21 protein-coding genes, 1 tRNA gene and 2 pseudogenes are annotated in these 25,593 nt (G+C 66.9%); 11 read left to right on the top strand and 13 right to left on the bottom strand.

What is annotated here, in order from left to right:
• On the top strand, positions 1-918 hold the full coding sequence (gene mutM, locus FK219_RS06110; protein WP_152582379.1) for a bifunctional DNA-formamidopyrimidine glycosylase/DNA-(apurinic or apyrimidinic site) lyase: 918 nt from the start codon (positions 1-3) through the stop codon (positions 916-918).
• Here the strand turns inward: mutM and FK219_RS06105 are convergent, their stop codons facing one another.
• Positions 919-1,995: a GNAT family N-acetyltransferase gene (locus FK219_RS06105; RefSeq protein ID WP_152582378.1), complete on the bottom strand. Its 1,077-nt coding sequence runs from the start codon at positions 1,993-1,995 to the stop codon at positions 919-921.
• Between the two features lie 116 nt (positions 1,996-2,111).
• Here FK219_RS06105 and FK219_RS06100 point away from each other — a divergent pair, with 116 nt between their 5' ends.
• The 4 genes from FK219_RS06100 to FK219_RS06085 all read left to right on the top strand — a co-directional run bounded on the left by FK219_RS06100 (position 2,112) and on the right by FK219_RS06085 (position 10,514).
• Positions 2,112-5,885 (top strand): chromosome segregation SMC family protein, encoded by a 3,774-nt coding sequence (locus FK219_RS06100; protein WP_152582377.1) that lies wholly within the window; start codon positions 2,112-2,114, stop codon positions 5,883-5,885.
• 122 nt (positions 5,886-6,007) lie between these two features.
• Positions 6,008-8,902 carry a UPF0182 family membrane protein gene (locus FK219_RS06095; protein ID WP_152582376.1) on the top strand — a complete coding sequence of 965 codons (2,895 nt, stop codon included), beginning with the start codon at positions 6,008-6,010 and terminating at the stop codon, positions 8,900-8,902.
• Between the two features lie 124 nt (positions 8,903-9,026).
• Complete coding sequence (locus FK219_RS14085) at positions 9,027-10,355, top strand: GAF domain-containing protein (protein ID WP_152582375.1); 1,329 nt, start codon at positions 9,027-9,029, stop codon at positions 10,353-10,355.
• Positions 10,356-10,437: 82 nt separating this feature from the next.
• Positions 10,438-10,514: transfer RNA gene (locus tag FK219_RS06085), tRNA-Met, on the top strand.
• 33 nt (positions 10,515-10,547) lie between these two features.
• Here the strand turns inward: FK219_RS06085 and FK219_RS06080 are convergent.
• Positions 10,548-10,736: a hypothetical protein gene (locus FK219_RS06080; protein ID WP_152582374.1), complete on the bottom strand. Its 189-nt coding sequence runs from the start codon at positions 10,734-10,736 to the stop codon at positions 10,548-10,550.
• Between the two features lie 230 nt (positions 10,737-10,966).
• Positions 10,967-12,240, bottom strand: a protein-coding gene (locus tag FK219_RS06075) for an IS3 family transposase (RefSeq protein WP_152582373.1) whose coding sequence is annotated in 2 segments (ribosomal slippage) — positions 10,967-11,970 and positions 11,970-12,240 — 1,275 coding nt in all. Because the reading frame shifts where the segments join, the coding sequence is not laid out codon by codon here.
• Between the two features lie 81 nt (positions 12,241-12,321).
• Here FK219_RS06075 and FK219_RS06070 point away from each other — a divergent pair.
• Positions 12,322-12,594, top strand: coding sequence for a DsbA family protein (locus FK219_RS06070; protein ID WP_152582372.1), 273 nt, complete (start codon positions 12,322-12,324; stop codon positions 12,592-12,594).
• Positions 12,584-14,188 carry an apolipoprotein N-acyltransferase gene (lnt, locus tag FK219_RS06065; RefSeq protein WP_407941886.1) on the top strand — a complete coding sequence of 535 codons (1,605 nt, stop codon included), beginning with the start codon at positions 12,584-12,586 and terminating at the stop codon, positions 14,186-14,188. The genes FK219_RS06070 and lnt overlap by 11 nt, the downstream gene beginning before the upstream one ends.
• 266 nt (positions 14,189-14,454) lie before the next feature.
• On the opposite strand, the gene FK219_RS06060 is transcribed toward lnt, so the two are convergent.
• The 9 genes and pseudogenes from FK219_RS06060 to FK219_RS06025 all read right to left on the bottom strand — a co-directional run.
• Complete coding sequence (locus FK219_RS06060; protein ID WP_152582371.1) at positions 14,455-14,661, bottom strand: hypothetical protein; 207 nt, start codon at positions 14,659-14,661, stop codon at positions 14,455-14,457.
• A gap of 173 nt (positions 14,662-14,834) precedes the next feature.
• On the bottom strand, positions 14,835-15,797 hold the full coding sequence (gene ccsB, locus FK219_RS06055) for a c-type cytochrome biogenesis protein CcsB (protein ID WP_235923789.1): 963 nt from the start codon (positions 15,795-15,797) through the stop codon (positions 14,835-14,837).
• A 12-nt stretch (positions 15,798-15,809) separates the two neighbouring features.
• A complete protein-coding gene (gene resB / locus FK219_RS06050; protein WP_235923788.1) occupies positions 15,810-17,321 on the bottom strand; it encodes a cytochrome c biogenesis protein ResB in 1,512 nt (503 codons plus the stop codon).
• 103 nt (positions 17,322-17,424) lie between these two features.
• A complete protein-coding gene (locus FK219_RS06045) occupies positions 17,425-18,201 on the bottom strand; it encodes a cytochrome c biogenesis CcdA family protein (protein WP_328821616.1) in 777 nt (258 codons plus the stop codon).
• Complete coding sequence (locus tag FK219_RS06040; protein WP_152582369.1) at positions 18,198-18,806, bottom strand: TlpA family protein disulfide reductase; 609 nt, start codon at positions 18,804-18,806, stop codon at positions 18,198-18,200. The genes FK219_RS06045 and FK219_RS06040 overlap by 4 nt, the downstream gene beginning before the upstream one ends.
• A 274-nt stretch (positions 18,807-19,080) precedes the next feature.
• Entirely contained in the window at positions 19,081-19,461 is a 381-nt protein-coding gene (locus FK219_RS06035) for a hypothetical protein (protein WP_152582368.1), read from the bottom strand.
• On the bottom strand, positions 19,458-19,679 hold the full coding sequence (locus FK219_RS13445) for a hypothetical protein (protein ID WP_210416783.1): 222 nt from the start codon (positions 19,677-19,679) through the stop codon (positions 19,458-19,460). Before FK219_RS13445 ends, FK219_RS06035 begins: the two co-directional genes overlap by 4 nt.
• A 98-nt stretch (positions 19,680-19,777) precedes the next feature.
• Positions 19,778-20,991 (bottom strand): IS3 family transposase gene (locus tag FK219_RS06030; protein ID WP_407941885.1). Its coding sequence is split into 2 segments (ribosomal slippage): positions 19,778-20,730 and positions 20,730-20,991, totalling 1,215 coding nucleotides; the frame shifts between segments, so codons are not numbered across the junction.
• A gap of 69 nt (positions 20,992-21,060) precedes the next feature.
• A pseudogene (locus FK219_RS06025) lies at positions 21,061-21,219 on the bottom strand (integrase core domain-containing protein); the annotation flags it as partial.
• Positions 21,220-21,878: 659 nt separating this feature from the next.
• Here FK219_RS06025 and FK219_RS06020 point away from each other — a divergent pair.
• The 4 genes from FK219_RS06020 to FK219_RS06005 all read left to right on the top strand — a co-directional run bounded on the left by FK219_RS06020 (position 21,879) and on the right by FK219_RS06005 (position 25,198).
• Positions 21,879-22,718, top strand: a complete 840-nt coding sequence (locus FK219_RS06020) for a M23 family metallopeptidase (RefSeq protein ID WP_152582367.1) — start codon at positions 21,879-21,881, stop codon at positions 22,716-22,718.
• A 666-nt stretch (positions 22,719-23,384) separates the two neighbouring features.
• Positions 23,385-24,305 (top strand): prolipoprotein diacylglyceryl transferase, encoded by a 921-nt coding sequence (gene lgt, locus FK219_RS06015; RefSeq protein WP_328821615.1) that lies wholly within the window; start codon positions 23,385-23,387, stop codon positions 24,303-24,305.
• Positions 24,302-24,562, top strand: a complete 261-nt coding sequence (locus FK219_RS06010; RefSeq protein ID WP_152582365.1) for a hypothetical protein — start codon at positions 24,302-24,304, stop codon at positions 24,560-24,562. The genes lgt and FK219_RS06010 overlap by 4 nt, the downstream gene beginning before the upstream one ends.
• 165 nt (positions 24,563-24,727) lie before the next feature.
• Complete coding sequence (locus FK219_RS06005; RefSeq protein WP_152582364.1) at positions 24,728-25,198, top strand: hypothetical protein; 471 nt, start codon at positions 24,728-24,730, stop codon at positions 25,196-25,198.
• 9 nt (positions 25,199-25,207) lie between these two features.
• On the opposite strand, the pseudogene FK219_RS13650 reads toward FK219_RS06005, so the two are convergent.
• Positions 25,208-25,593, bottom strand: a pseudogene (locus FK219_RS13650) (transposase); the annotation flags it as partial.

The following is a 25,593-nucleotide window of genomic DNA, read 5'->3' as shown; positions in this document are numbered from 1 at the left end:
GTGCCCGAGCTGCCCGAAGTCGAGGTCGTGCGCCACGGTCTCGCCCCCGCCGTGAGCGGCGCGACGATCGAGGCGATCGAGGTCTACGACGAGCGGTCGCTGCGCCGTCACCCCGGCCCGGCCGAAGACTTCATCGATCGGCTCACCGGCGCACGCCTCGACTCCGCCGTGCGCCGCGGCAAGTTCCTGTGGCTGCCCCTCCACGACGAGGAGGGCGACCCCGCCGAGGCTCTCGTGGTGCACCTCGGCATGAGCGGCCAAGTGCTGCTGCGGCAGCGCGACGCCGACGACGGGCCGCTCACGCGCATCCGGCTCGACATCGTGCACCCCGAGCACGGCCCGCTACGGCTCAACTTCGTCGACCAGCGCATCTTCGGCTCGATGGCGATCGACGCACTTGCCCCCACAGCGGACGGTGCGGCAGGCGGGTACGGCAGTGCTCAGCCGAGCATCCCGAGCCAGGTGGCGCACATCGCGCGCGACCCGCTCGATGACGCCTTCGACGACCGCCTCTTCCTGCGGCGTCTCGCGGCGCGGCGCACGACCATCAAGCGAGCCCTGCTCGACCAGACCCTCGTGAGCGGAATCGGCAACATCTATGCCGACGAGGCGCTCTGGGCGGCGCGCGTGCACTACGACCAGCCGACCGAGCACCTCGGCCCCCGCCGCGCCCGCACTCTGCTCGCCGAGGTGCGCACCGTGCTGCGGCGCGCGCTCGAGGAGGGCGGCACCTCCTTCGACGCGCAGTACGTCAACGTCAACGGGGCGAGCGGGTACTTCAGCCACTCGCTGCGCGCCTACGGCCAGCAGGGTCGACCGTGCGAGCGGTGCGGCGGTCTCATCGTGCGCGTGCAGTTCATGAACCGCGGCTCGCACTACTGCCCGCGCTGCCAGCGCATCCGCGTGCGCCGCGCCTGACTACGCGAGGTCCTTGCGCCAGGCGCCCTCGTACACGAAGGGCTCGAACCCGAGGGCCTCGTTGACCGCGAGCATGTGCCGGTTCTCCTCCGCGTTGTAGGTCACGATCGAGGGATGCCCGGGCCGCAGTCGCTCGAGCTGCGCGAGGTTCGCGGCCTTGAGCAGCATGCCCAGGCGGTGCCCGCGGTGCTCGATGAGCACGATCGTGTCCTCCTGGTCGACAGGTCGCCCGCGCTCGGCGGGCGCGACGAGCTCGGTGAAGCCGACGAGTCGCCCCGAGGGCACGTGCTCGACGGCCGCGACGAACGGGGTGCGGGGGCTGTCCGCCTCCTCGCGCTCGTCGGCGAGCAGACGCTCGACCGTCCACTCGTCCTCGGGCTCTTCGAGGCCGGCGGTCGGCGCATCGGTGCTCATGCGGGTGAGCAGTCGGCAGATGTCCTCCCGCCACTCGGGGGGTGTGTGCCGGCCCCAGAGGTGCACGCGGTAGTCGGGGCCCGCCGCGGCGCTCGCCTGCTCGAGCAGAGCATCCATTCGGGCGGGGTCGACAGGCAGCGGCAGTCGGCTGCCCCGCTCGACCTGCTCGAGCCGGTAGCCGAGAGCGAGCAGCAGCCGCGTCTCCCGGGTGTCGGCGGGCACGTCTCCGAACCCGGTCGGAGCCGCCAGGCGCTCGCCGCCGGCCCGCCACGACGGTGCGTACACGATCGCCTTGGTGCGACCCTCGGCGAGCGCCAAGAGCTCGAGTCGCTCGGCCATCGCGCGGCCGAGCCCGCGGCCGCGCACCTCGGGCAGCACCTCGACGTGCAGCCACGCCGTGTCGGCCGCATCGCCGAGCCGGAACTCGGCGATGCCCCGGCACACGATGCGCCCGTCGAGCCTCGCGACGAGCATCCGCATCGGTTCGAATTCCTGCTTGCGCCACCCCGGCAGCAGCTCCTCGGCCGGCCGCACGTCATCGCGCGTGCCCGAGTCGTGCTCGTTGACCGCATTGCGGACCCCGATCGCGGCGACGAAGTCGGCCGCGTCAGGCGCGTCGATCCGCGCGGGGATGACCACCTCGCTGAAATCGACCCCACCCATGACGGCTCCTCGCTCGCAGGCCAGCCCGCCAGAATACGCGCGCGCCACCCGGTACGGTAGCCCTGACCGATCAGTCCGCGCGCCAGCCCGCGCGACAGCAGCCGAGGGAGGGCAGCGTGCACCTCAAGTCGCTCACCCTCAAGGGCTTCAAGTCGTTCGCGCAGCCGACCACCTTCCAGTTCGAGCCGGGCGTGACGTGCGTGGTCGGCCCCAACGGCTCGGGCAAGTCGAACGTCGTCGACGCCCTCGCCTGGGTCATGGGCGAGCAGGGCGCGAAGACGCTGCGGGGCGGCACCATGTCTGACGTCATCTTCGCGGGCACGGCGACGCGCGGCCCGCTCGGCCGCGCCGAAGTGCTGCTGACGATCGACAACTCCGACGGGATGCTCCCCATTGAGTACGCCGAGGTCACGATCTCGCGCACGCTCTTCCGCAACGGCGGCAGCGAGTACGCGATCAACGGCACAGCCTGCCGCCTGCTCGACGTGCAGGAGCTGCTGAGCGACAGCGGGCTCGGCCGCGAGATGCACGTGATCGTCGGGCAGGGCCAGCTCGACGCCGTGCTGCACGCGAGCCCCGAGGAGCGTCGCGGTTTCATCGAGGAGGCAGCGGGCATCCTCAAGCATCGTCGTCGCAAGGAGAAGACGGTGCGCAAGCTCGAGGGCATGCAGGCGAACCTGACGCGTCTGAACGACCTCGCCGGCGAGATTCGCCGCCAGCTGACGCCACTGGGTCGCCAGGCGGAGATCGCGCGCGAAGCGCAGACGATCGCCGCGATCGTGCGGGATGCCCGGGCCAGAATCCTCGCCGACGAGGTCGTCGCCCTGCGCGAGAGCCTCGCCGACCACCAGCGCACCGAGTCGGAGCGTTCGAGCGAGCGGCTCGTGCTGCAGAGCCAGCTCGACCAGGCTCGCGTGCGCGTGCAGCGTCTCGAAGCGGAGCAGGTCGGAGACGCGGTCGACGGCGCGCGCCGCCTCGCGTTCGAGCTCGAGCAGGTGCAGGAGCGCCTGCGCAGCCTCTACTCGCTCGCCCAGCAGAAGCTCACCCTGCTCAGTCAGCAGTCTGAGCTGCCGGGCCTGTCGTCGACCATCACGCCGGCGCAGGTGGCGGAGGCCCGGGCCGAGGCCGAGTCCCTCGGCGCCGAGGTCGACGCCGCCGAGCGCACAGTCGGCGAGGCGGCCGCCCGCACGGCCACCGCCCGCGCGGCGCTCGACGCCCTCGACGAGGAGATCGCCGCGCAGAGCGCCCTCGTCTCGCAGCACGACCTGCAGCTCGCCGCCCTCGCCGGTCGCGTCGAGGTCGCGCGCTCCACTCTCGCGGCTGCGCGCGGCGAGCTGCTGCGGCAGGAGTCGGCCCTCGAGGCGGCGCGCGAGCGCCAGTCGCGCACGCGCGCCGAGCTCGACGCCCTGCCCGCCCTCGAGGAGGCCTCCGGGCGCGACGCCGAGCTCGACGCCGCCCTCGAGGCCGCCGACACCGCGGTCACCGACACCACCGCGCGCATCGACGGCGAACGGGATGCCCTGCACGCCCTCGAGCGCGAGCGCGACGCCCTCGCGGCGCGGGTCAGCGCGCTCTCGCAGGCGGTGGATGCGCCTCACGGGGCATCCGGCCTGGTCGGCACGGCCGGCGTGCGCGGCCTCGTCGCCGACCACCTGCAGGTGAGAGGCGGGTTCGAGGCCGCGATCGCCGCGGCGCTCGGCTCGCTCGCGGAGGCGGCGCTCGCCGACGACCTCGACGCGGCGCTGCGCGCCCTCGAGAGCGCGCGCGGCAGCGATGCCGGCCGGGTAGAGGTCGTGCTCGCCGAGCTCTCGAGCGCGGGCTCCGACACGAGCGACCTCGCGGGCGGTACGGGGCTCACCCCCGCGGTCGACGTGGTCACGGCTCCCGCCGGTGTGCTCGACCTGCTCGCGCGCACCCTCATCGCCGACGACCTCGACGCTGCACGCGCCGCGTGGCCCGCCCTCGAGAAGCGCGGCGACGGCGCGGCGAGCGTGAGCATCGTCACGCGGCAGGGCGAGGTGCTCACGCGCTCCGTGCTGCGCGGCGGGTCGGGGGAGGGTCGCAGTCGACTCGAGCTCGCTGCCGAGCGCGACACCGCCCGTGATCGGCTGAGCGACGTCACGACGGGCATCGAGCGCGCGCGGTACGCCCTCGATGCGTCGCGCACCGCGCTCACCGAGGCGAAGGCGGCGGCCACCGCGGCGCTCGCCGCGGTGCGCGATCAGGATGCTCAGCGCGCGGCTCGCAGCGAGCAGGTCTCCCGGGCCCGAGCGCAGGCGGAGGCCGCCGAGGCGGAGGCCGCGCGCCTCACGAGCGCCCTCGAGCGCGCCCAGGAGTCCGTCGTCGAGGCGGAGCGCGCGGTCGAGCGGTCTGAGGCGGAGCACGCCGACTTCGCGGGTCGCCCGCGCCCCATGCTCGATGCCTCCGCCCGCGACCAGCTGCTGAGCGACCTCGAGGCCGCGCGTGCGGCTGAGCTGGAGCGGCGCATCGAGCTCGAGACGGCGCGCGAGCGGGTGCGCGCCGCACGCGACGGTGCCGAGCAGCTCGAGCGCCGCCGCCAGGCCGAGCGTGCCGCCGCCGATGAGGCCGCCCGCCGCGCTGTACTGCGGCAGCGCCAGGTCGAGCGCGCGACGCGCGTCGCCGCGTCCCTGCCCGCCGTGCTCGCGGCCGTCGACGCGTCGGTCGCCGAGGCGCGCGTCTCGCTCGCCCAGGCGGAGGCGCAGCGCACCGCGCAGAACGAGGAGCTTCTCGAGCTGCGCCGCAGCGAGTCCGCTCTGCGCGAGCGGCTCGCGGGCATCACCGAGAACGTGCACGGTCTCGAGCTGCAGATCTACGAGAAGAAGCTGCACCTGGGCCAGCTGCTCGAACGCGCGGGGGAGGAGCTCGGGCTCGTCGAGGAGGTCCTCGTCGACGAGTACGGCCCGCACGTGCCCGTGCCGGACGACGATGCCCTCACCGCGGCCGCCCGAGCGGCGGCCGATGCGATCGCTGCGCAGGCTGCCGCGCGCGTCGACCCCGATCCCGATGCGCCCGAGGTCGGCCGCGAGCCCGAGCCCGACCCGACCACTGACGACGACGCGGCCCGCACCGCCGCACTCGTCGCCGACGCCGCCGCGCGCGCGTTCGCGACTCAGGCAGAAGCGACCGATGTGCCCGGTTCGCACGCACCTGAGCACGCACAGCCTGAGTTGCGAACGGCAGAACCGAGCGGCAAGCCGTTCGACCGCGCCGAGCAGCAGACGCGGCTCGCGCGAGCGGAGCGCAAGCTCGGCCAGCTCGGCCGGGTGAACCCGCTCGCCCTCGAGGAGTTCGCCGCGCTCGAGCAGCGGCACAAGTTCCTCACCGAGCAGCTCACCGACCTCGCGAACACCCGCCGCGACCTGCTGACGATCATCGACGAGCTCGACGAGACGATGCAGCACATCTTCTCGTCCGCGTTCGCCGACACGCAGGCCGCCTTCGACACGGTGTTCCCGATCCTGTTCCCCGGCGGCACGGGCAGCCTGCACCTCACCGACCCGGAGAGCATGCTCACGACGGGCATCGAGGTGACCGTCAAACCCGCAGGCAAGAAGATCGAGCGGCTGAGCCTCCTGAGCGGCGGCGAGCGGTCCCTCGCCGCGGTCGCCCTCCTCATCGCGATCTTCAAGGCCCGGCCGAGCCCGTTCTACATCATGGACGAGGTGGAGGCAGCGCTCGACGACGCCAACCTCGGCCGCCTTCTCACGATCTTCCGCGACTTGAGAGCGGCATCCCAGCTCATCATCATCACGCACCAGAAGCGCACGATGGAGATCGCGGATGCCCTCTACGGGGTCAGCATGAGGCAGGACGGCGTGAGCGCCGTCGTCGGGCAGCGCGTGCAGAATCCGGACGAGCTCGCCAGCTGAGCCCGACGCAGTCCGCGTCGACGACTGCGCTCGCGGCGAACGTTAGGGGTGCGACCGGCCCGATGCCAGGCACGGCCCGCTAGTCTGGGGAAGTTCGCCCGACGACCTCAGGAGCCATTTCAGTGTCGACCACCACCTCGCAGCCGACCAACCGATCGCGCTCAGCCCTCATCATCACGGCCATCGTCGTGGGTGTTCTCGTGGCGCTGTTCTTCGTCTTCGCGAACGTCTACACCGACATCCTCTGGTTCGACCAGCTCGGGTACCTGCCCGTGCTCGCGACGCAGTGGATCGCCACGGGCGTCATGTTCCTCGTCGGATTCGTGGGCATGTTCCTGCCCGTGTGGGCGAGCCTGCAGATCGCCTACCGCTCCCGGCCGGTCTACGCCAAGCTCAACTCGCAGCTCGACCGCTACCAGGAGGCCATCGAGCCTCTGCGCCGCGCCGCCATGATCGGCATCCCCGCCGTGCTCGGCCTCTTCGCGGGCGTCACGACCTCGGCGCAATGGACCCAGGTGCTGCAGTTCTTCAACCGGACGCCCTTCGGCACGACCGACGCTCAGTTCGGCTTCGACATCGGCTTCTTCGTCTACGAGCTGCCCTTCTACCGCGGCATCATCGCCTTCGCCTCCGCCGCCGTGCTGCTCTCGCTGCTCGCGGCCCTCGCGACGAGCTACCTGTACGGCGCACTGCGCGTCAACGGCCGTGAGATCCGCATCTCCCGCACCGCGCGCATCCAGCTCGCGATCACGGGTGCCGTCTACATCGCGCTCCAGGGCGTGAGCATCTGGTTCGACCAGTACGCGGCCGTCATCGCGCCGAGCGAGGGCTTCCTGCCCGCTGGTGCTGGTTTCGCCGAGGTCAACGCGACCATTCCCAGCAGGGCGATCCTCGCCGGCATCGCGGCGCTCGTCGCCGTGCTCTTCATCATCACGGCGATCGTCGGGCGCTGGCGCCTGCCGATCGTCGGCACGGCCCTGCTGCTCGTGAGCGGTCTGCTCATCGGCAGCGTCTACCCGTGGATCGTGCAGCGCTTCCAGGTCGACCCGAGCGCGCGCACGATCGAGGCGCCGTTCATCGAGCGCAACATCGACGCCACTCGAGCGGCCTACGGTGTCGACGAGCTCGTCGAGATCTCCTACGACGCGAAAACGGACGCGACCGAGGGCGCTCTGCGCGAGGATGCGGAGACGACCGCGAACATCCGCCTCATCGACCCGGCTCTCGTCACCGAAGCCTTCGCCCAGCTCGAGCAGTTCCGCCAGTACTACCAGTTCCCCGAGTTCCTCGACGTCGACCGCTACGAGATCGGCGGCCAGACGCAAGACACGGTGCTCTCCCTGCGCGAGCTCAACCCCGACGGGCAGACCTCGCAGAACTGGTACAACAACACCATCGTGTTCACCCACGGCTACGGCGTCGTCGCGGCCTACGGCAACCAGCGCGCCGACGACGGCCAGCCGCTCTTCCTCGAGTCGGGCATCCCTGTCGACGGCGCGCTCACCGAGGCGCTCGGCGAGTACGAGCCGCGTGTCTACTTCGGCGAGTTCTCGCCCCTGTACTCCATCGTCGGCGGCGGCGAGAACCTCGAGCTCGACTTCCCCTCCGACGGGGCGGGCGAGGATGCCGCGGGCAACGCGACGTACACCTTCGAGGGTGAGGGCGGGCCCGCGCTCGACAACGTGTTCAAGCGCCTGCTGTACGCGATCAAGTTCCAGTCTGAGCAGATCTTCCTCTCCGAGGCGGTGACCGATGACTCGCAGATCCTCTATGACCGCAACCCGCTCGACCGGGTGCAGAAGGCCGCCCCGTACCTGCGACTCGACTCTGACCCCTACCCGGCGGTCGTGGACGGCGAGATCGTCTGGATCGTCGACGGCTACACGACGACGTCGAGCTACCCGTACTCGACCTCGGTGCCGCTCTCGGCCGCCGTCGCCGACACGTACACGCCGTCGCCGCAGTTCCCGGTCGACGACATCAACTACATCCGCAACTCGGTCAAGGCCACCGTCAACGCGTACGACGGCGAGGTGACGCTCTACGCCTGGGACGAGGAGGACCCGATTCTGAAGACCTGGCAGAAGGTCTTCCCGACGACTCTGCGCTCGGTCGACGACATGAGCCAGCAGCTGCTCGACCACGTGCGCTACCCCTCCGACCTGTTCAAGGTGCAGCGCAACATCCTCGGCGCCTACCACGTGACCGACCCTGGCTCGTTCTTCTCGACGGACGACGAGTGGGTCACCCCGAACGACCCGATCTCGTCTGCCGCCGCGCCGACGACGCAGCCGCCGTACTACCTCACGATGCAGGTTCCCGGGGAGGACGAGCCCGGCTTCACGCTGTACTCGACCTTCATCCCGCGCACCGCGAGCGACAACGAGCGCAACGTGCTGACGGGCTATCTCGCGGCGAACTCCGACCCCGGTGACGACTACGGCAAGCTCACGCTGCTGACCCTGCCCTCGCAGACCATTCCGGGGCCCGGCCAGGTGCAGAACCAGTTCAACTCCGATACCGAGGTCGCGAACCAGCTCGCTCTCCTGCAGCGCGGCGAGACCGAGGTGCTGCGCGGCAACTTGCTGACCCTCCCGGTCGGCGGCGGCTTCCTGTACGTGCAGCCGGTCTACGTGCAGTCGACGGGTGAGACGAGCTACCCGCTGCTGCGCAAGGTGCTCGTGTCGTTCGGTGACTCGATCGCCTTCGAGGACACGCTCGACCAGGCTCTCGATGCGCTCTTCGGCGGCGACTCGGGCGCCGACGCGGGTGATGGTGACGTCGACCCGACGCTGCCCGAGGTGGATCCCGAGGCACCGACCGACCCCGAGGCTCCCGAGGAGCCGACCGAGCCAACCACGCCGCCCGCAGGTGACCTGCAGGCCGCGCTCGAGGATGCCCGCCAGGCGCTCCAGGACCGTCAGGCGGCCTATGCGGCCAACGACCTCGTCGCGGCCGCTGAAGCCGACGAGCGGCTGCAGGACGCGATCGAGCGTGCGATCGCCCTGAGCGACTAGCCGCAGCGAGCAGTAGACGATACCGTCTGTCCCCCGAGCAGGGCTCCCGCGCTCGGGGGATGGCGGGCGCTCGCGGGCACTCCTAGGCTCGCTGAGCGAAGGGGGGCTTGGAGGGAAGCCCATCGTGTCGGCACTACTCGCCGCAGCAGTGTTCATCGCCAGGCCGTTCATGCGACTGTGGGCGTCGTGGCGTCAGCAGGACCTCTCGTGGATGCCGCGCCCCGCGGGCACGCCGCACGCCGTCGCTGACGGTCCCTCAGCCGACCGCGTGCTCATCATCGGCTCGGGCCCCGCCGTCGGCTGGGGCGTCGCCTCCCACGATCTCGCTCTCGCCGGCTCTCTCGCCCGCGCGCTGAGGACGATGACGGGGCGCGGCGTGATCGTCGACGTGATCGCGAACCCGGAGATGACGTCGGCGAATCTCGCGCCGATCATCGGGGGTGCGCGGCTGAGCGACTACGACGCGGTCGTGACGACGGTCGGCATCAACGACGCGCTCGCGGGCACATCTCCTCGAGTGTGGCGGCGCAACATCCGCCTTGCGCTCGAGATCTGGCGCAATCGGGTCGCTCAGGGCAATCTTCTGCTCCTGGTCGGGACGACCTCGATCACGTCCATCCCGACCTTCGTGGGGCGCGGTGGATGGTTCGCCGATCTGCTCGTGCGCCGTCTCAACGAGATCACCGACCGGTTGGCCGACCCGTTGCCCACCGCTCGCACTCTGCCGCTGCCGGCGGTGCCGAGCCCGGAGGGCGCCTCCGGCCGGCACACACCGGCCCACTACGCCGCCTGGGCTGCGGTCATCGCGCACGAGCTGGCACCCGCGCTCGATCTCGCGTTCTCCGAGCACGACTCGGTGGAGGGCCGCCGCCGCACCCGTGCGGTGGACCGCATGACGTCGGGTATCGCCGACGCTCCCGAGCTCGTGAAGCTGCTGCAGGGCGCGCAGGCCTCGCTCGACAAGATCGTCACGATGACGGCGGCGGCGATGAACGCCCCGACCGCTCTGCTGACGGTGCTCGGCCCCGATCGGCAGTGGCACGTGGCGCGCTACGGCATCGACCTCGAGGGCGTGCCGCTCGAGCAGTCCTTCTGCGCGATCGCGGTGCGCAACGAGGAGACGCTCATAGTTCCGGATGCTCCGCACGACCCGCGCTTCGCCACCAACCCGCTCGTCACCGACGTCGACGGCATCCGCTACTACGCGGGCATGCCGCTGCAGGATCCTCAGGGTCGGTACTTCGGGGCGCTGTGCGTCATTGACTCCCGACCCCGCAACATCACGACCCCGTCCGACCTCTCGGTACTGCGCAAGCTCGCGACGGCGGCGCAGAGCACCATCTGGGGTGCGATCTTCAGCGACGGCGGCCGGGTCGCGCACCCCGGGGTGCCGCAGGATGCCCCGACCTCGCCTGTCGATCTGCGCCGCGAACTTCTCGCGACACCGGCGTGAGCCGCGCCGACGGGGAGCGCGTGCCCCGGTGCCGGGCTCGATTCGACGGTGCCGAGGGCGACTGCTAGACTGGGGGCTTCGCCGCGGGGTGGAGCAGTTCGGTAGCTCGCTGGGCTCATAACCCAGAGGTCGTAGGTTCAAATCCTGCCCCCGCAACCATGTGATGTCTCACGACATCTGCAACGGCCGAACCTATTTTTGGGTTCGGCCGTTTGCCTTTTCTAGGGGCTGATAGTTCTTCTCGAGGTCGATGACGAGTTCGCGGATGACTTCTCCTGTGGTGGCGTTGATGACGGTGACGTTGAGGTCTTGGGCGAGGATCAGCACGCGGGTTCCGACGTAAGGTCGGCCCAGGCCGATGTGTCGCATGCCGCTGTGCACGCGCAGGCAAACGGTGCCGTTCTTGTCGACACGGTCATGACGGATGCGGTCGTGCGAGTCAGCTGCCCGGTGCTGCGCTCCTCGCGGTGTTGCCTTCGGCAGTGCCCGGTAGCGGGCTGCTGGGGTTGAGTGGTGCGGGAGCGATCGGTGAGGGCGGCGCTGGTTGTAGTAGCTGACGAACTCATCGAGCTGGGCCTGCAGCTTGAACCGTCCCCGGTTCTCTGCCGCTCCTATGCGGGTGTCAGCACCGGGTGGTGTGACGTTTCGAGGTCAGCGTAGTAGTCGGCCTCGAACTCTTCCGGGGGCACGTTGCCCAGGGTCGAGTGCAAGCGCCTCGCGTTGAACCACTCGACCCATGCCGCGGTCGCCCACTCGACATCATCAATCGTTCGCAGCGGGCCAGTTCTGAACGGTGAGCCGTCACGGATGGCTTCGTTCTTGAACAGTCCGATCGTGGACTCAGCAAGCGCGTTATCGAGTGCGTCGCCGACGGAGCCGATCGATGCGGCGATGCCTTCCAGCCCTAAGGTTTCGGCGAAGGACACGCTGGTGAATTGAGCTCCGGCGTCGCTGTGATGCACGAGCCCGTCGCCAACACGATGCCCGGCTCGGTCGCGTCGCCAAAGGGCCATCCTCAATGCGGTGGTCACCAAAGGCGTGGTCTTCGTCGTTGCCGCGTGCCAGCCGACGATCGCGCGGGAGAAGCAGTCGATGACGAACGCGACATAGACAAACCCTGCCCAGGTGCGCACGTAGGTGAAATCGGCAACCCAGCGTTGGTTCGGGGCAGCTGCGGTGAAGTCGCGATCCAGCAGGTCCGGAGCGCGAGTCGACGCGGAATCCGGCACCGTCGTGCGCACGCCTCTGCCTCGCACCAACCCCTTGATGCCCAACTCGCGCATCAGCCGATCGACGCGCCTGCTAGAGACGGTCAGCCCTTGCCGACGCAGCAGCGCGGTCATCTTCCGCCGCCCATACATCGACTCCGGCGTCGCCTCACCCTCGTCGTTGACGCGGGCAGCACGGATCGCCTCGATCAGATGCGCATCGTCGATATCTCGATGGCTGGGCTGGGCATGTTTCCAGGCCCGATAAGTGCGCTCGGCGACCGGCACGCCCTGCTGCCGCAGGACCGTGCAGATCGACCCGACCGAGCGGCCGAAAGAACGCTGCTCCTCGATGAAGCCGAGGATCAGCGGCGTCGGGGGTCGAGTTCCCCGGCGAAGAAAACCGCTGCATCGCGCAGGATCGCGTTCGCTTCACGCAGCTCACGATTCTCCCTCTCCAGCTTTCTGATGCGTTCAAGATCGTTCGTCGTCAGGCCGTCACGTGCACCGGCGTCGACTTGCGCTTGCCGCACCCATCGGCGCAGCGACTCGGTACCGAAACCGAGCCGGGCAGCGACCGTCTGACAAGCGGTGGTGAGGTTCGGATACTCCTCGAGATGGTCAAGCACCAGCCGCACTGCGCGCTGCCTGGTCTCCTCCGGGATCTTCTTGGGCATGATGAACATTTTCCTTCCAGACTCGAAAGGAAACGGCATCAAACCGGGGACGGTTCAGGTTCGTGCTGTAAGAATGTAAACATGATGCTAAAGACGCCGGCGGAGTGGGGCGATCAGCAGGTGTCTATATTGGACTTGTTCGGTACCTTCCCCGGGGAGCTCGGCCAGGACAAGGCCGCTGTCGACCAGGCCGTCGCCGACACTGCCACGACGACTCGGATCGGGCAAGACTTCGCCGAGGGAAAGGCGATGGAAGAACGGGGCACCTCGACGTTCTTCGAGGACGGCGAACAGCTCGATCTGAACTCCCTCACCGACCTCACCGATCCTTTCGGACGCGCCATTGCCAACTGACACCGCCCACCCCCCAACAGTGCCGGCCCTTGCCCGCCCCCTGCTGCCATGGTGGGCCGCCCTACTGGTCTCGGCTGTCGCGGGATTCGCGTTGGATCTGGCGACCCCCGCGGTTGGGTGGTGGCCGCTCACTTTCGTCAGCGTCACCCTCGCCCTGATGACACTGATAGGCCGCAGCGCCGGTGGCGCGATGCTGGTCGGTACCGTATACGGCGTCGCGTTTTACGCTACCCACTTGGAGTGGGTCGGCGTCTACCTCGGTCCGGTCCCCTGGGTCGCTCTCGCCGGACTAGAAGCCGTTCTCTTTGGATTGGGCGCGATCCCGATCGCGCTCGCCTACCAGTGGAGCGCCCGCTACCGGGCAAGGGGCACTGTGCAGCTGGTCGCAGTTCCCGCGCTGATCGGCGGGTTGTGGACGGCCAGGGAAGTGGTGATGGGTGCATGGCCGTATACCGGGTTCCCGTGGGCCCGCCTAGGGATGACCCAGGTCGACGGACCCTTCCCGGAGGTAGCGTCCTGGACCGGCGTTACGGGGCTGTCGTTTCTCATAGCGGTCGGGTGCGCCGCCCTGCTGCAGTGGGGCCGCGCAGGCGGCATCCACCACCCGGCCAGCGCGCTACCCGCCGCCGTGATCGGGATGGGTCTGCTGCTGGTCCCGGCGTTCCCCACCAGCGACGCCGGGTCGTTCCGGGTTGGGTGGGTGCAGGGGAACGGTCCCACCGGCTACTTTGACGACCGCTCACCTGGTGACGTGCTCACCGCGCAGACCGCCGCGACCGTACCCGTCCTCGGGCAACCTATGGACCTGCTGGTGTGGCCGGAAGGCAGCGTCGACAGTGACCCGCTCCAGGACCGCCGCACCGCGGCGGCGCTCGACGAGCTGACCGCTAGGGCGGGCGCCCCTGTCTTGGTGAATGCCGCCACCACCCGCGGGGGCAACGTGTTCAACACATCGATTTTGTGGACCCAAGGCGATGTGGACCGGCAGCTGCACGACAAGGTGAACCCGGTCCCGTTTGGAGAGTATGTACCCGACCGCTGGTTTTACGAACTTCTCGCCCCCGACCTGATCGGTCTCATTCAACGCGAATACACCCCCGGCACGAACCCGCCCGCGGTCACCGTGAACGGAATCGGGGTGGGATTGGCGATTTGCTTCGACGTGATCTACGACGCCGTGATCTGGGACGGCGCCCGCCAGGGTGCGCAGGTGTATGTGTTCCAAACGAACAATGCTGACTTCCGCGGCACCGACGAGAACTTGCAACAGCTCGCGTTCGCCCGCATGCGCGCGATCGAGACCGGCCGCTCCGTCGTCAACGTCTCTACCGTTGGCACCAGCCAGGTCATTGCCCCCGACGGTACCACTATCGCCTCCGCCGGAGTCGACATTGCCGCCGCTGGCGTGACCACCGTCCCCTTGCGCACCGGACTGACCCCCGCCAGCATCCTCGGACCTGCGATCACTACCGGAATCACCCTCCTTGCGATTGGCGGACTGATGGTGTTCGGCATCCTGCACCGAATCCCACGCCCGAATGCCTCGAGCTCGAGGAGACAAATCGCACGACCGGAGGGACTGCTGAAGGTTTAGGTGACAGACTGGAACCAGAAACGTGGGGCAGGTCACCTTTCTGCCGCATAGCCCGCCTTTTGCTTCCCGGGATGGAGCCCGAAGCTGCGAAGAAATATGGCGGCGGCGCACCGAGAACTTGAGATCGCTGCCGTGGATAGCAGCGAGTCGCGCTGAGAAGGTGTCGGCTTTGAGTCGCGTCCGCGTCGCCTTGACTGTTTGTGGGCCGACTCCGCCGTCGGCCATTGCCTTGAGGTGCTTCGGCAGAGCCGCCGTGATCGCGGGGCCTAATTGCCGTCGACCGCGATCGATGCCGTGGGGGAACTGATCTTCGGCATGGCGGCATCCTCCTCGTGCTTCTCGGCGGCTTCGTCCCTTCTATCGCGAGTCGCTTTCGCCTGGGTGAACCGCCTGTTGTTTCGGGCTTGGATGCACGCTTTTCGAGCGACGTCACTTCGAGTCTTCCTGGCCGCGTCGTGGTCAATTTTCGCCACGAACCGCTCCTCAATGTAGGGCCAGCGCATCGCCATGGTCGACGACGACTCCCGGCAAGATGGCGTCACGGTCGCACAACGGTGCGAGGCGGTGAGAGCGTCTCGCTACAGCCCCAACAGTGCCCGCCGGAATCGAGACATCCAGCCACGGCAGTGCACGTTAGCTTCGATGCCTATAATAAGCCCGAATAGGAGTGGAGCCCCGTAAAGAAGAGGTTGACGATCGTATAGTTGAAGATCACGGCGGAGAAGCCGACGATCGCCAGCCACGCCGAGCGCTCGCCGCGCCAGCCGCGTGTGGCGCGAGCGTGAATGTAGGCGGCGAAGAGCGTCCAGATGATGAAAGTCCACACCTCTTTGGTGTCCCAACCCCAGTAGCGACCCCAGGCGCGCTCGGCCCAGATCGCTCCCGCGATGAGGGTGAAGGTCCAGAACACGAATCCGACGACGTTGACGCGATAGGCGAGCGATTCGAGGGTCGTCGCCCCGGGCAGCGTGTCGAGAAAGCGCAGGCCTTCGGCCTTGTGCGCGGCGCGGCGAGCGCTCAACAGCTGCATGATTGAGAGCCCCGCGCCGATCGCGAAGAATCCGGTCGCAAGCGACGCGACGAACACGTGAATCACGAGCCACACAGACTGCAGAGCCGGGGGAAGCGGGATCACATCAACATAAAAATTCACTGTCACGATCCCGAGCGCCAACACCGTCATGCCGGTGATGTAGGCGCCCAGGAAACGGAGGTCTTTCCAGACCTGTGCGACGAGGAAGACTCCCATACCGATCGCAGTCGCGGTCAAGCCGAACTCGAACATGTTGACCCACGGAACACGCCCCGCAGCGACGCCCCGCAAGACGGTGGCCCCAACGTGGAGCACCCAGCCAAGAAGCGCGAGGGCGAACGCGGCGCGCTGGTACCGGGTGGCGCCTGTCGGCGGGGAATCCGCCGTCGTCGTCGCCCGAACCGCGGTCGAAATGCCACCCGCCTGCCGAGCCGATGTGACCTCGACGACAGCGGCCGAGGTGGGCTCGGCCGCACTGCGCTTCGCCAGATCAAACGTGAAGAGGATGAACGAGATGGTGTACACGCCCATGGCCGAGTAGACGGCGACCAACGAGAGGGCAACCATGTTCTCCATAAGACCCTTATTCTACGATCGGGAAGCTGAGAGTTGGGTCGACGCGACTGTTCGTTCGCTGCTCGCGTCACGAAGCGTGGCCTCGTGCGAGTCGGCCAGCTCGGCGACTGCGCGCTCGAGCCGTGGGTCGTCGCCTCGTGCGAGGCCGGCGTACTGCAGCCTTACGCCGTCGCCTGTGGTTTCGGCCGCAATCCACAAGCGACGGCGCGGCACGAAGAGGCTGGTGAGCAGGCCGAGGAAGGCAAGCACGACGGAGATCAGTACACCGACTTGCGTCGGATCGTGATGCACTTCGAGACTCACGAACCGGGGGAGGCTCGTGAACTCAACCGAGCCAAGTCCGTCGGGCAACTCGACTGCGTCGCCCAAACCGAGAACAAGTGACTCGACCCCCGTGTCGCCGCCCGTGATTTGCGTCAGTTCGTCCGTCTTGAGCGAGTAGACACTGCGCGGCACCCCCTCGTTCAACTTGAGGTCGCCGACGAAGGCATTGAGCGTGAGCACCGGCTGATCGGGTTGGGGAAATACCGAGGTCAGGGCGCCCGATTCAAGGGGGACGGCGGAAGGGTAGAAGAACCCGATCATGCCGAGTTGTTCGTCAAGCCCATCAGGCACTTTCACGACACCGAGACTCGTGAGATTCGAATCCTGTGGCAAGAACGGCACGGGTTGACTGAAGATCGCGGTTCCCTCGGAGTCGTAGACCGTGATCCATGGCGCGAACCCGTTGCCCAGCAGGTAGGTGGTCGTCCCGGCGATATCGATCGGCTCGTTCACCTTGATGTCCTCGGTGCGTTCGACTCCGTTCTCGACCACCGTCACTGATGCGGTGAAGTCGAGAGCGATTGGGAAACCTGTCGTGGTATCGAGGTCATAGACGGGCACGAAGTCATCAAGCCGAATCGAGAAGGGATCGAGCCTTGTCTCGTCAAAAAAGCGACCGGGGCTGAATGAGTCGAAGCTCGTGAGTTGGTTCGTGAAGCTCTGGCCTTGAACAATGACCCGCTGACCGTTGTAGCCGAAACCCCCAGCGACTCCGACGGTCAACAGAACCCCCAGGAGTGCGAAGTGGAAGACGAGATTGCCGGTCTCGCGCAGGTATCCCCGCTCGGCGCTGATCGAGTCGCCATACCGCGCGACACGGAAACCCTGTCGTCGCAGCACCCGTTCGCCGGCCTCAAGAGCCGCCGCGACCTCGCCGGCCGCGTGCCGCTCGGTGTACCCGACAAGCCGGTTCAAGCGCGCAGGGGTCGCGGGCGGCGCGGCCCGCAGCGCCCGCCAGTGGTGCTGGGTGCGCGGGATCACGCAACCGATGAGCGAGACGAACAGGAGCAAGTAGATGGACGAGAACCAGACCGAGCTGTAGGTGTCGAAAACCTGCAGGGTGTCCAAGACAGCGAACAACTCGGGGTTGTTTCGCTCGTATTGCACGACGCCGTTGGGGTCGGCCGAGCGCTGCGGTACGAGCGAGCCGGGAATCGCGGCCACGGCGAGGAGCAACAGCAGCAAGAGTGCCGTGCGCATGCTCGTGAGCTGACGCCAGAAGAACCGCAGCCAACCGACCGCGTCGAGCCTTGGCTGCGCGATCGTCGTCGACCGCGGCTCGGGAGCCTCGGTATCGTGGTGATCAGAGGGGCGTAACGGTTCCACCGATCACCGCCCCGAGGCTCGAAATGAACTGCTGCCACAGCCCGGTGACCATGGCAAGGCCGATGGCGATAAGCAGCGCGCCGCCGATGATGTTGATGGCCCGGATGTTCCGTTTGAGCCACTCCGTTGCACCCGCCACCCAGCGGAACCCGAACGCGACGAGCAAAAACGGGATGCCGAGACCCAAGCAGTACATGAGCGCGATGATCGCCGCACGACCGATGTCACCCTCGTTGATAACGAGAGCATTCACGGCGACGAGAGTGGGCCCGATACAGGGCGCCCACCCGAGCCCGAACACGATGCCGAGCAGCGGCGCGCCTCCGAGCCCGGTGGCAACCTGGAGGCGCGGCGCGACCTTGCGTTGCAAGAACGACACCTGACCGATGAACACGAGGCCCATGAGGATCACGATGACGCCCGCGATGCGCGTGATGAGGTCGATCCACGGCAGTAGCAGCAGGCCCGCCGTCGCGAAGACGATCGAGAGACTCACGAAGACGATGCTGTACCCCAACACGAAGAGCGCCACACCCAACAGCAGGCGGCCCCGCCGTTGCGCGAGCTCGCTGCTACTCGTGACGCCGCCGATATAGGCGAGGTAGCCGGGCACGAGTGGTAGCACGCAGGGCGAGGCGAAGGCGAGAAACCCGGCGGCGAGCGCGATGGGCAGGGCGAGCAGCAGGTTGCCGCTCAGCACGATCGCACCGATCGGGTTGACCGCGCCCGCGAGAGTGCCCGCGATGGCGATCACGAGTCTTCGGCGAGCACGTCAGTGATCATCGAGCGCAGGACACTCGGCTCGCTGATGACCCCCGAAATACGAGCGGCGACGCGGCCCTGCTGGTCGAGCACGAGCGTGGTCGGCACGGCGTTCGGCGCAACTTGCCCCGCGAACGCGAGACGCACCGACCCGTCATTGGCGTCGAGGATCGAGGGGTATGTCACTCCGAACTCCTCGGCGAACGACATCGCGGTGGGTGCCTGGTCGTAGATGTTCATGCCGAGAAAGCTCACCCCGTCGGGCGCGAACTGCTGCGAGAGCGCCTCAAGATCGGGGGCCTCGAGCCGGCAGGGCGGGCACGCCGCGTACCAGAAGTTCACAACGAGCACCTCGCCGCGGTAGTCATCGCTCGAGACCGTGTCGCCGTTCTCGATCGTGCCCTCGAATTCGATGGCCTCGCCGCGGTCGGCTTCGGCGATAACGGTATATGCGCCGTCGCCCGAAATGTACCCCTGCCCGTTGCCCGATCGGTACTGCTCGGCGAGGGAGTCGTTGGCGGTGCATCCGGTGAGCACGACGGCGATCGCGATGGTGACGACGAGGCGGCGGGCATGTCGGCTGGCGACGGCGCTCATACTTCTCCTAGATCGGTGGCCTTCGGGAGCAAGTCTGCGTCGCGCTCCTGATAGCTAGTCTCAGGAAAGCGGAACTCGGCCCACGCGAAGCTCGTGCTCGAAAGTCTACGTTGGCATGGCGTTTCGATCCGCCCTGGCTCAGCCTGCACTTCATGATGTGACGAGCTCATGTCCTGCATGCCTGTGCGACTTGGGCTGTTCACAGGCCGGCGAAGTCGTGCCGGACGAGCTTCCTCCACTTGCGCTGACGATGCCGATAGCACATCTCTGCGTATCACCAATACAGAAGCGTGAAGACACCAGCGTCGATCTCAATCGTGTCGGAGTAGCGCGAGCCGTCGCCCTCCGGCTTGACCGCGATCAGGTGGTCCCACTTCTTCAACCCGATCTCACCATGCTCGCGTGACTGAATTGTCATCGAGCGGTCATCGACGCTCTCGATGAGGATTGTCCTCGTCCCCACCGGGATGATCGAGAACATGAAGCTTCGGCCGTCATACGCCGTTCCGGGAATCCAGGTGCCTCGGGTTATCCCATCGAGGGGAGAGAACTTGCCCATCGGTGCGATGACGCAATGAAGCAACTCTTTGCGCTTGACCGTGCTCCACACCGTGGTGGGACTGGCGTTGAGGAAGGTGGAAACGTGGACCCTCATCTGCGTGCCTCCGAAGTGTCGCGCGCAGCGTCGGTCTTAGCGGTGCCGGCGATCCGATCGATGATGACTTTGACATCGGTGCCGACGCCACCCATGAAGGCAGAGTTTCGTGAACGAAGCCATCCCAAGCCGAGGAAGTACAGCCCGCTGACGGTCTGTGACTGTCCACCCTTGTGGGAGGGCATGCCGTTTCGATCGAGAGCGTCCGGGATCTGCATCCACCCGTAGTCAGCGGTATAGCCGGTGCAGTAGATGATCGTGTCGTACTGTCCACTCGTCTTGTCAGCGAAGAACTGAATCGGCCTGACTTTCGTTCCTATTGGGAGCCTTGTCCGGCAGGTGCTGGATTGGCTGATTCGAGGTCAGCGTAGTACGCGGTTTCGACCTCAATCGGAGTGCGCATGTCGAGTTCGCCGTGGAGGCGCTGGTTGTTCCACCACCAGACGTATTCGAGCGTTGCGAGCTCGACCTGCTCGACCGTGCGCCAGGGTCCTTGCTGGCGGATCAGCTCGGTTTTGTAGAGGTTGTTGATCGCCTCTGCCATCGCGTTATCAAACGAGTCGCCGACGGTCCCGGTGGAGGGCACGGCGCCGAGCTCGACGATCCGGTCGGTGTAGACCATCGCCATGTAGTTCGAGCCGTGATCCGAGTGATGCGTCAGCCCGGTCAGGTCGTCGCCAGCGTCCCAAGCGGCCATGTCGAGCGCCTGAAGCGGCAGGATCTCGGCCTTCAACGTGGCCGCGACATTCCAGCCGACGATCCGGCGGGAGTAGACGTCGGTGACGAACGCGACGTAGGCGAACCCGGACCACGTAGCGACGTAGGTCACGTCGCAGACCCAGAGCCGGCGTGGCGCGTCGGCAGTGAACTTCCGGTTGACCAGATCTTTCGGCAGCACCGTCGCCGTGTCCGAACGAGTCGTGAACACGCGCTTCGACTTCTTCACCCCGCGCACCCCGGCCAGCCGCATCAGCCGCTCGGTCTGGTCCCTGCCGATGTCCCAGCCCTGGCGTCGCATTAGGGCGTGCATCTTCCGGCGCCCATAGACGCCGTAGTTCTCCGCGTGCAGACGGGCGATCTCCGGCACCAGCAGGTCATCCCGCAGCTGCCGTGCCGACGGCGCACGTCCGACGGCGGCGCGGTAACCGCGGGAGGTGAGGAACCCCTGGACTGCCGGTCCAAGGACTCGGCAGATGAGCTCGACCCCGAAACGATCCCGGTGCAGGTCAATGAACCGGATCATCTCGGTCAGGGGCGGTCGAGCTCCTTCGCGAAAAACACGCTCGCAGCCTTGAGGATCTCGTTCGCCTTGCGCAGCTCGGCGTTCTCCTTCTGCAGCCGCTTGATCTCCGCCGCCGCATCCGTGGTCAGACCGGGCTTGACGCCCGCGTCGGCCTCGTAACGGCGCTGCCACAATCGCAGCGTTTCCGCGCTCATGCCCAGCAGCCCGGCCACGTGACGCACCGCGCTCATCATCGTCGGGTGCTCCGGCCGTGCCTCCGCGAGCATCCGCAAAGCCCGCTCACGCATCTCCGGCGAATATCTTCTGTGAATCGTGTTCCATCCTTGCTTGAAGAACGGAACGAAAGTCAGGCCGATTCAGATGACTCCGCAAGCGGTGTGTGCTCGAGCGTAGTTGTAATGCTCAAGCCACGGCGCGAGAGCATCGTGACGGGCTTGGTTGGTTAGGAATGGGTGTCGGTACGCCCAGTTCTCCTGCAGGTTTCGGTTGAACCGTTCGGCCTTGCCGTTCTGCCAGGTGTTGGAGCCGGTCCTCGTGAGCCTGGGAGCCGCGGGCGCGGAGTCTCCCTGATGATCCTCTGCAAAGGTGGCCCACCGACTGGTCGAATCGTGTCGGAGCGGTTAGCCTTTACCAATCCGTGATAGTCGGATTTCGCGTGATCACATCAATCCCCCGTCGTGGCCGAGAGGCTGAACGATGTAGGTTGCGCGGAACAGTCCACGTACATGACACGAAGTAAGGCCCCTCGATACCTGTGACCGACCAGCACCAGCCGCGGCAGAGCAGTCCTGACACGGACGCCACCGCACTCCCCGGCGGACTCGAATCTCTCGGCTTCTCTTTTACTGAGGATTCCCCGGTTACCGAGCCGGTGGAAACGCCTCGCGAGGCATCAGAAGCGGCGCCGCTCAGTCGCCGCGCATTGCGCGAGGCTGAGAAGAAGTCGTCGACCCGTCGTGGACGCGGCGCCAACCGTCGGGCCGAGCCCGCCGAGACGCCTTCGGCTGCGCAGGCACCCGTTGACCCGGCTGACATCGCCACCGCACCACTTGAGGCCATTGAGCCTGCTGCCACCGAACCCGTCGTAATTGAGCCAGTTGCCAGCGCGACCGGGGCACCACAGGTAGACCACCCGGCTGCCTCGCGTGGACGCCGTGCGCACGAGGCTCGATCCGTGCTGCGTCGACCCGCCCCTGCTGCTCCCGCACCACTCCCCAGCACGGCCACGACCTCAGGGCCGACCGTGTCCCTGCGACGCCGTGTCGCGCAAAGAGCTTTTCCTCCGGTCGTCATGGCCGCGGCCGCCGCGCTCCTCATCGGGACTTCTGTGCCGCCGAGCGCACTCTTTGACCCGGATGCCCCGCCTGCATCGGCTGCGTTCGCTTCGGTGCCGACCAACGACGCCACCATGGCCGACGACGGCACCGAGATTCTCGCCGAGGCTGAGCTCGAAGAGGGCCAGGTGCTCGACATGGCCGCGATGGCCGAGGTCGCTGCCCCCGTCGCGAGCCGCGACGACTGGTCTGTGACCTCATACGCCGAAATGCTTCGCCTCAAGTACGGAACCCGAAACTTCTCCTACGCGACCAACGGCACGGGCGCCGTGCGGTGGCCGTTCCCGAACCCGGTGCCCATCAGCTCGGGGTTCGGCGACCGCGTTGCCCCGTGCTTCGGCTGCTCCTCCTACCACCGTGGCCTCGACATGCTTGGCGGACGGGGCAATCCCATCTACGCGATCGCCGATGGCGTCGTCACCGGCGTCGGCCAGTACACGTCGTACGGCTACCGCGTCGAGATCTCGCACATGATCAATGGGCAGAGGGTAACAAGCCTTTACGCCCACATGGAGTGGGACAGCTCGCCACTCAAGGTAGGGCAGGAGATCCCGGTGGGGACTCTCGTCGGCACGGTTGGCAATTCGGGACTCTCAACGGGCCCTCACTTGCACCTCGAAATCGCGATCGACGGTATCGCGATCGATCCCTTCGCCTGGCTCACGACGAACGCGAGCTAGGACGGCGGCGCAAGCTGTTCGGGTGCCAGGTACTATAGCGCTTGTGTGGGCGCAGCGAGTAGACGAGGGTGGGTTGCCAACTTCCCGGCGATCAGCGCTCGCACGTCTCGTCATCGTGGCCGTCACCCTGCTCGTCATGTCGTGCGCGATCATTGGTGGGGCAATCGCCAGCGCCCCAGCGAGCGTCGAGGGCTCCGTCTCTTCTCCTATCGACGTGCTAGATGGTCGTTCCGGACCGTCGCTTCAGTTCGAGCTCGAGAACCCCGGGTTCGCTTCCCCGCAAGCCGAATCGTGCGCAAGCGCGTGTCTCGAACCTCGAGACGCATTCGCTGCATGCCTCACGATCGCGCTGTTCGTGCTGGCGTCAATCCGACCCGCCACCCTCAATCACATTCCTAGTTCGCCTCGCGAACAACCATCTCATGCTCCACTGCCACCGACAGCTATGCCCGCCCCCAGGCCCGACCTGACGGCGATGTCTGTTTGCATTCGCTGATCGCGGCCTGAACGCAGCGAGAGCCGCCAGGGTAACAAAGCCAGTCGCGTGCGGACCGCGCCTGTGCGGCGGATGGCCCAGGGATGGTGCCTGCCGAGGCGTGCTCCACAGTACCAATTTCGGCTCGCCGCGAGCCGTCTTCATCCATCATCTACCAAAGGGAGAGCTCTGTGTTGTCGATCACCAAGCCGTTTGAGTCCGGACTGTACAGTCCGGCAGTTAATTCGATCGATCTCGGATTCGTCGAGATTCGCTTCTACGCACTATTCATCGTGACGGGTATGGCCGTCGCAGTCATTGTCATGGGCCGGCGGTTGCATCGCCGCGGGCTTCCTCGCGGTTCGGCGCTCGCGATCGCGCTGTGGGCCATACCGATCGGCATCGTCGGTGCACGGTTTTACCACGTGGTCACACATCCTTCCGACTACTTTTTCGAGGGAGCCGACCTCTGGAAAGTATTTGCCATCTGGGAGGGCGGCATCGCAATCTTTGGCGCCGTCCTCGCAGGCGCCATCGGCCTCTGGATCGGCGCTCGTCAGGAGCAGATCCGCTTTCTTGACGCGGCGGATGCGCTCGCACCAGGTTTGCTCCTGGCGCAGGCGATCGGGCGCATGGGCAATTACGTCAATCAAGAATTGTTTGGCACACCGACGACCCTGCCCTGGGGCATTCACATCGACCCGGGAAACCCCGCGATACCCCCGGGTACCCCTGAGGGCACGCTGTTTCACCCTCTGTTCCTTTATGAACTGCTCTGGAACATCGTCGGGGTCGCGGTCATTCTCGTTGTCGAGCGTCTCTGGCGTAGGCGCCGCAACTCCGACGCACCGCGGGGTCTCGCTCTTGGCCTGTATCTCATCTGGTACGGGGTCGGTCGAGCGTGGTTCAACACTTTCCGTCTCGACCCCACGGAGTTCGACGTGCTCGGGATCAAGATCAATGTGCTCACCGCCATCGCCGCAGCAATCGTTGGCGTTGCGCTCGTCGTAATGGCGCTGGCGAGACGGCTGGAACTGCCCGCGGCATTGCTGTCGAGCGCGGGCGTGAACGAGTACGAACGCATGGCGCCCACGAAAGAGGACCAGTCATGACCGCCTCAGAGCCACGCCCGGCACGAAAGCGACTTGACGACTACACCCGCCGCCGACTGTTCCTCCGCATCGGGCAGGCGATCATGGTGGCGGGCGGGATCATGGGGCTCGTGCATTGGCTTACCCACCTTGAAGCATTCGGCTCCGAGCAACCGCCGCTCCTGCTCGATCTTGCCATCGGGTATCCCATGGCCGCTCTCTTGCTCATCCTCGGAGGTGCTGTGGCGAGCCGGAAGCCGAAGGCCCCGGCGAAGTAGTACAGCGAGGGTGGGCTGTATGGCAAGACGTGGATGACCAGATTGAGGCTTGCGTACCAATACCCCAGGGGGTACTCTCGCCGCATGAAAAGCTAAGTCGCCCCCGCTACCGCGCCCGTTCTCGACCCGCAGCGGTCGACCCCTATCGCCCTGCGGTGGTTAGCTGTGATCGCAGGCTCGGCGGCGATCATTGCGACGTACTGGGACGGAGCTTGGCACTCTGAGATCGGACGAGACAGCACGTTCGCTCCTCCCCACGTACTGCTGTACTCAAGCATCGCCGCTGTCGCGCTGATCATCGCCGCATGGGTTGTTGTGACTCTGGTCAGAGAACGTTCAGCGCTGTCGGTCCTTCGACACCGGGCCCTGGTCTTGACGGGTGCGGCTCTTGCCGTGGTGGCACTGTCGGCCGCCCTCGATGTTCTTTGGCACGAGTACTTCGGTCGGGACTCGGTGCTCTGGTCCCCTCCTCACCTCCTCGGGATCATCGGCAGTGTGGTGGTAGTCGTCGGCGTGACCATGAGTGGCGACCGAGGTCGTCCACTGCGAAGCGCCGATGTGGCGCTCGGTGCCGTGCTCCTAGGCACGGCAATGCTCCCGGTGAGGTCAAGTCCCTGGAAGTGGTGTAACGGCTGATCCTTCGCTTTATGCGCTGAGTGCGATGAAGGTGTCGGCGACCACCTCGCTTTCGGTGTCGGGCAGGACGCGCATGCGGGAGCGGGCCAGAACGTCCAGCCCGAGGTAGCGGCGGCCTTCTGCCCACTCGTCGGTCTGCTCGGCCAGGACGCCGCCGACGAGGCGGATGACGCTGTCGCGGTTGGGGAAGATGCCGACGGAGTCGGTGCGGCGGCGGATCTCGCGGTTGAGGCGCTCGTTGGGATTGTTCGACCAGATTTGGGACCACACGTCTTTGGGGAACTCGGTGAAGGCCAGGATGTCGGCCCTGGCGGTATCGAGGTGCTCGGCGACCGCGGGGAGCGTCTCGGTCACGTAGTCCAGGGTGCGGTCGAACTGGGCGTGCACGTCGACAG

Source organism: Microcella pacifica, assembly GCF_009371975.2.
Classification (GTDB): domain Bacteria; phylum Actinomycetota; class Actinomycetes; order Actinomycetales; family Microbacteriaceae; genus Microcella; species Microcella pacifica.
Note: the sequence above shows the minus strand (reverse complement) of the source record. Positions and strands in the feature narration are given on the sequence as shown.

Bases quoted from the DNA above. Each gene is read 5' to 3' on its own strand.
- FK219_RS06105 (WP_152582378.1), bottom strand. From the start codon at position 1,995: ATGGGTGGGGTCGATTTCAGCGAGGTGGTCATCCCCGCGCGGATCGAC.
- FK219_RS06070 (WP_152582372.1), top strand. From the start codon at position 12,322: ATGATGCTAAAGACGCCGGCGGAGTGGGGCGATCAGCAGGTGTCTATA.
- ccsB (WP_235923789.1), bottom strand. From the start codon at position 15,797: ATGGAGAACATGGTTGCCCTCTCGTTGGTCGCCGTCTACTCGGCCATG.
- resB (WP_235923788.1), bottom strand. From the start codon at position 17,321: ATGCGCACGGCACTCTTGCTGCTGTTGCTCCTCGCCGTGGCCGCGATT.
- FK219_RS06040 (WP_152582369.1), bottom strand. From the start codon at position 18,806: ATGAGCGCCGTCGCCAGCCGACATGCCCGCCGCCTCGTCGTCACCATC.
- FK219_RS06035 (WP_152582368.1), bottom strand. From the start codon at position 19,461: ATGAGGGTCCACGTTTCCACCTTCCTCAACGCCAGTCCCACCACGGTG.
- FK219_RS13445 (WP_210416783.1), bottom strand. From the start codon at position 19,679: ATGCAGATCCCGGACGCTCTCGATCGAAACGGCATGCCCTCCCACAAG.
- FK219_RS06010 (WP_152582365.1), top strand. From the start codon at position 24,302: ATGACCGCCTCAGAGCCACGCCCGGCACGAAAGCGACTTGACGACTAC.